The organism is Nostoc sp. (assembly GCF_035638895.1).
Lineage (GTDB): Bacteria > Cyanobacteriota > Cyanobacteriia > Cyanobacteriales > Nostocaceae > Nostoc.
In genome coordinates this window covers 1-4,792 of sequence record NZ_DASQZC010000455.1, presented here as the reverse complement: position 1 = coordinate 4,792, position 4,792 = coordinate 1, and the positions used below count along the sequence as shown (strand labels likewise).

General features: G+C 41.0%; 5 protein-coding genes. 2 read left to right on the top strand and 3 right to left on the bottom strand.

Annotation, left to right across the window (positions count from 1 at the left end):
- On the top strand, positions 1-184 hold a 184-nt coding region (locus VE944_RS23035), incomplete at its 5' end, for a hypothetical protein (RefSeq protein WP_324982425.1).
- A 181-nt stretch (positions 185-365) separates the two neighbouring features.
- Here VE944_RS23035 and modA read toward each other — a convergent pair.
- Complete coding sequence (modA, locus tag VE944_RS23030; RefSeq protein WP_324982423.1) at positions 366-1,160, bottom strand: molybdate ABC transporter substrate-binding protein; 795 nt, start codon at positions 1,158-1,160, stop codon at positions 366-368.
- 220 nt (positions 1,161-1,380) lie between these two features.
- On the opposite strand from modA, the gene VE944_RS23025 reads away from it, so the two are divergent.
- Positions 1,381-3,036: a B12-binding domain-containing radical SAM protein gene (locus tag VE944_RS23025; RefSeq protein ID WP_324982420.1), complete on the top strand. Its 1,656-nt coding sequence runs from the start codon at positions 1,381-1,383 to the stop codon at positions 3,034-3,036.
- Positions 3,037-3,166: 130 nt separating this feature from the next.
- Here the strand turns inward: VE944_RS23025 and VE944_RS23020 are convergent, their stop codons facing one another.
- Both VE944_RS23020 and VE944_RS23015 read right to left on the bottom strand, forming a co-directional pair.
- Positions 3,167-3,622 (bottom strand): cupin domain-containing protein, encoded by a 456-nt coding sequence (locus VE944_RS23020; protein ID WP_324982418.1) that lies wholly within the window; start codon positions 3,620-3,622, stop codon positions 3,167-3,169.
- Between the two features lie 226 nt (positions 3,623-3,848).
- The gene (locus VE944_RS23015) at positions 3,849-4,628 is read right to left on the bottom strand and encodes a cysteine hydrolase family protein (protein WP_324982415.1); all 780 of its coding nucleotides are present in this window, start codon (positions 4,626-4,628) and stop codon (positions 3,849-3,851) included.
- Between the last annotated feature and the right edge of the window lie 164 nt (positions 4,629-4,792).

Sequence of the window (4,792 nt, the reverse complement as noted above, 5' to 3'; positions counted from 1 at the left end):
TGAGGCAATCAATACAAGCTATACTATTAGAAAAAAATTGGTCTTGTATTTGTTATTAGGAAAAAATCTGGCGATCGCTTCCTGTACAAAGGCTCTGGAAGTCAGAAATGACAAATGTTTTCGGAGAGTGACAGAAGAGGGATACAGCACTTCCAGCAGCTATGAGGTACATCCTCAAAGCTGAAAGCTATGATAGGAAAGGGGCAAGAGGAAAACTGTATTGCATAATAGCCGGAAGCGCTGTAAAGAGGCAGGGGGACGGGGACAAGAGGAAAAAACTTATTCCAAGTTCTCTTTAAGTTATTTTGTCTCCCTTGCCCCCTTGCCTACAAGTTGCTTGAGCAACTTGTTATCTGCATTTATTTTTACCGCACAATAAACCCATATTTTCTGAGTACAGTCTTAGATTGACTGCCAGATAAAAACTGGACAAATTGTCTGGCAGCAGAAATATTTTTACTACCTTTAATTACTGCCAGGGGATAGACAATTGGTGAGTGAAGCTTTTCGTCAGCAGTGAATACAACTTTTACCTTGTTGGAAGTTTTGGCATCAGTGGCATAAACTATGCCTGCTTGAGCATTACCACTTTCTACTGCTGCCAAAACTTGACGCACATTGTTACCAAAGACAAATTTAGACTTAACCTGATCATAAAGTTTCAAATTCTTTAAAACTTCCTCTCCATATTGCCCTGCGGGTACACTCCTGGGTTCACCGATCGCAATTTTCTTAATCTTGCTATCTGTTAAATTGTTGAAACTAGTGATGCCAACAACATCTTGAGCCACAATCAGGACTAGACGGTTATTTGCCAGGTTAATACGGCTACCTGATAGCAACAATCCTTTTTGTTCTAAGGCATCCACTTGCTTTTTGGCAGCAGAAATAAAGATATCCGCAGGCGCACCTTGCTCAATCTGTTGCTGCAAAGCACCAGAAGCCCCAAAGTTATAAGTAATGTTGATATTTGATTTACTTTGTTGGTATAGAGTCTTGATCTCTTGTAGGGCCTCTTTTAAGCTGGAGGCTGCGGAGACTACTATGCTGGCGTTTGATTGTGCTACTCCAGGAGAAGGAGTAACCAATGGTAAACCAATTGCCAGGAGCAAGCCTGCAACTGCTATACCCAAAAAGCCAAGAATTTGTCTTCTTTTCATAATAGGTTTTTTCCGAAAATTGATGCTAGTTAAAATCGTACCAGCAATACCAACTTTTAACCAACTTTATCGGTAAAATGCCAAAAAAGAACAAGGTAAGTTTTCTATCTTACAGTTAAAAACTTCTGAAATATCACGGTAAGCTAGTTGGAATTACAACTGATGATTGTGTCAATAAATTGTCAAATTAGCTACTCAGTTTTTCGGGGTGAAATTTGCGATGACTGTAAATCTGAAGTCTTTAGAAAACCCAACCCATATAGTGGCGGATTCAAAAACCGCTTCTACCACTAAGAGAACCAGCTACGTTCCCTCGCAACATCGACGTATCCTTTGTATCTTTCCTAAATACAGTCGCTCTTTTGGTACTTTTCATCACGCCTACCCACTTATGGGTAATGTCCGGGCTTTTATGCCACCCCAAGGTATTTTAATTGTGGCTGCCTACTTACCTAAAGAATGGGAAGTGCGGTTTATTGATGAGAATGTCAAATCAGCAACGAGAGCTGATTACCAATGGTGTGATGTGGTGATTGTCAGTGGAATGCATATCCAAAAACCACAGATTAATCAAATTAATGAACTTGCCCATCGAGCGGGCAAAATTACAGTTGTCGGTGGCCCCTCGGTATCTGGGTGTCCAGAATATTATCCTGAGTTTGATATTTTACATTTGGGTGAATTGGGAGATGCAAGCGATCGCATGATCGAGTATCTAGACCAAAATCTGGAACGTCCTCAAGGGCAGATTCGCTTTGAAACCAAGGAACGTTTGCCTTTAACAGAGTTTCCTACTCCAGCTTATCATTTGCTCAATATCAATGATTATTTCTTGGCAAATGTGCAGTTTTCTAGTGGTTGCCCTTATCACTGCGAGTTTTGTGATATTCCAGAACTTTATGGCAACAGTCCCCGGATGAAAACACCAGAGCAAGTGGTCGCGGAGTTAGATGCAATGCGACAATCTGGCAATCTGGGGGCAGTGTATTTTGTTGATGATAACTTTGTTGGCGATCGCCGCGCCGCTATGAAGTTGCTTCCTCATCTGATTGACTGGCAAAAACGCAATGGCTACCCCATCCAGTTTGCCTGTGAAGCAACGCTCAATTTAGCTCAAAGTCCAAAACTGCTGGAAATGATGCGCGAAGCCTATTTTTGCACAATCTTTTGCGGTATCGAAACACCAGAACCAGATGCTCTCCACGCCATTTCTAAAGACCAAAATCTGAGTATGCCAATCTTAAAAGCAATTCAGGTTTTAAATAGCTATGGTATGGAAGTAGTATCAGGAATCATCATTGGGTTAGATACAGATACACCAGAAACAGCAGACCGAATTATCGAATTTATTCGGGCATCCCAAATTCCCATGTTGACAATTAACCTACTTCATGCATTGCCGAGAACTCCTTTATGGCGGAGGTTAGAAGCAGAAGGACGGCTTGTGTTTGATGAAAGCCGCGAATCAAATATTGAGTTTTTGATGCCCTACGAGCAAGTTGTTGAAATGTGGCGGCGCTGCATTACAACTGCTTATGAGCCAGAATTTTTATATCAACGGTTTGCCTACAACATAGAACACACCTATCCAAACCGCATTGAAGTACCTAACAGCCCCGCTCGTACCTCTGGGGCTAATATTCTCAAAGGTTTAACTTATTTAGCCAATATTTTGCTACGAGTAGGCATATTTAGTAACTATCGTCAAACTTTTTGGAAAATGGCGAAGCCAGCATTAAAAGCAGGTAATATTGAAAACTTGATTCACGTTGGACTTGTCGGACATCATTTGATTAAGTTTGCCCAAGATTGTGCCAAAAACGAAGAATCAGCTTCGTTTTATTCCCAAAAAATTCTGACTAAAGTTCGTAGTTAATAAGCTAAAAGTTTTTTAACCATAAATTATGCGTAATTCACAATATTTCCTCGTTCCCGTGTTTCACATGGAAACGAGGAATACCCAATAAATTAAATTACGAATTACGAATTACGAATTACGAATTATTTTAACAGGGTATCAAAGCATCGAATCTCCCCAATACTGCCATATCTTCTGCATCTAACTCCGCCGGAATACCACTGCGAATCAATTCCGAAAAGTCTTCATTAGGAACCATAACAGTCAATGTGTACAAACGAGTAGAACCAGTATTTTTGATCAAATGAGTACCAGTGGGAGGCACTAATAAACTATCTCCAGCTTTGATTGTGGCACTCTTGCCGTCACAAATGGCCATCCCTTCGCCTTTGAGGACGAAAAACATTTCCACCGCCCACTGATGGCGATTTGGGGGTGTTTGTCCACCAACATCGAAAATTTCTATGCAGCAAGTCAACGAAGTATTAGCACTTGTCGAATCGAAGATAATTGCTAATCGATTCGAGGCGTCGGGGCTGATGCGATATACTTGGTAATCTTTGCTAGATTTGATAACCGGAATTACACAACTAGTAGCGTACATTTATTTATCCCCTCTGAAGTTATCGATGGGTATGGAAATTCCTAAAATCCGAGTTTTGGATCACATGATTTTTGATTTTGGACTTTGAATTATTCAATTCAAAAATGTCCCAGTTCAACCAAATTTCAACACGAGAACAAATCTAAAAATCTTAATCGTTCGCGCAGCGTCCTGTAGGGAAGAAAGAGAATTTATGTATGCGATCAATCTAAAATCTAAAATTGATTCACTCCTCACCTTTTTGCAGCGCTGTTAAAATCTCTTGGGAGCCAGTCACAAAACCGAAGCATTGTTTGACATTATACAATGTCGCCAGCCAACAATATTCAGGAGAAGTGGTAGCGGTACAGTCTTTAACTAACACGCAGTCATATCCTAAGAAGCTGGCATCACATAATGTAGCTAGCACACATTGATCAGCATTAACACCAGCAAAAAATAATGTTGTCTTTCCGAGATTCCGCAACATACTATCTAAGGGTGTATCCCAAAATCCACTCATGCGGTATTTGTCCACACAAATATCTTCGGGAATTTTTTCTAGTTCGTCTACTACTGCTGCGGCCCAACTACCTGCCATGAGTACTCTAGCACCATTGCTTGGCAGTGGATCGCCCAATCCTACACCCTCCCCTGTGGGATTATAGACGTGACGCGAACCAGCACTAATATTGAGCAAATCGGGACGATTTCCCCAATTTATCCAAATGACTGGAACACCAGCCTCACGCAGTTCTGGAAGTAAGTTGTTCAAAGGTTTAATAGGCTGACGCGCTGGAGTTACGTCTACGCCGATATGCGCTAACCAGCCATCAGGGTGACAGAAGTCGTTTTGCATATCAATAATGAGGATAGCAGCTTTTGCCAAGTCTAGGCGCAGGGTTTTAGTTTCTGTTGATAAAATAACGGGTTGTGGGGCCTTTTGAGGACGAGTGATATCTGCGATCGCATCATTCACTGTCCACGCATTTGGTGGAACTCCCAATGTCCGTAATGGTAAATTCATAAAATTGCAATACCGAACGCCATTTTCTATTTTGTAACTTGAAATTCACTTGAGAATACAATTACTTAATCAAGGTTAAATATGGTAAATTTCACCATCCAGAATGTTTTGATTGCCGCCGATGATGATTATGCAACGGTAGATGTACAGATTATAGATGGTGC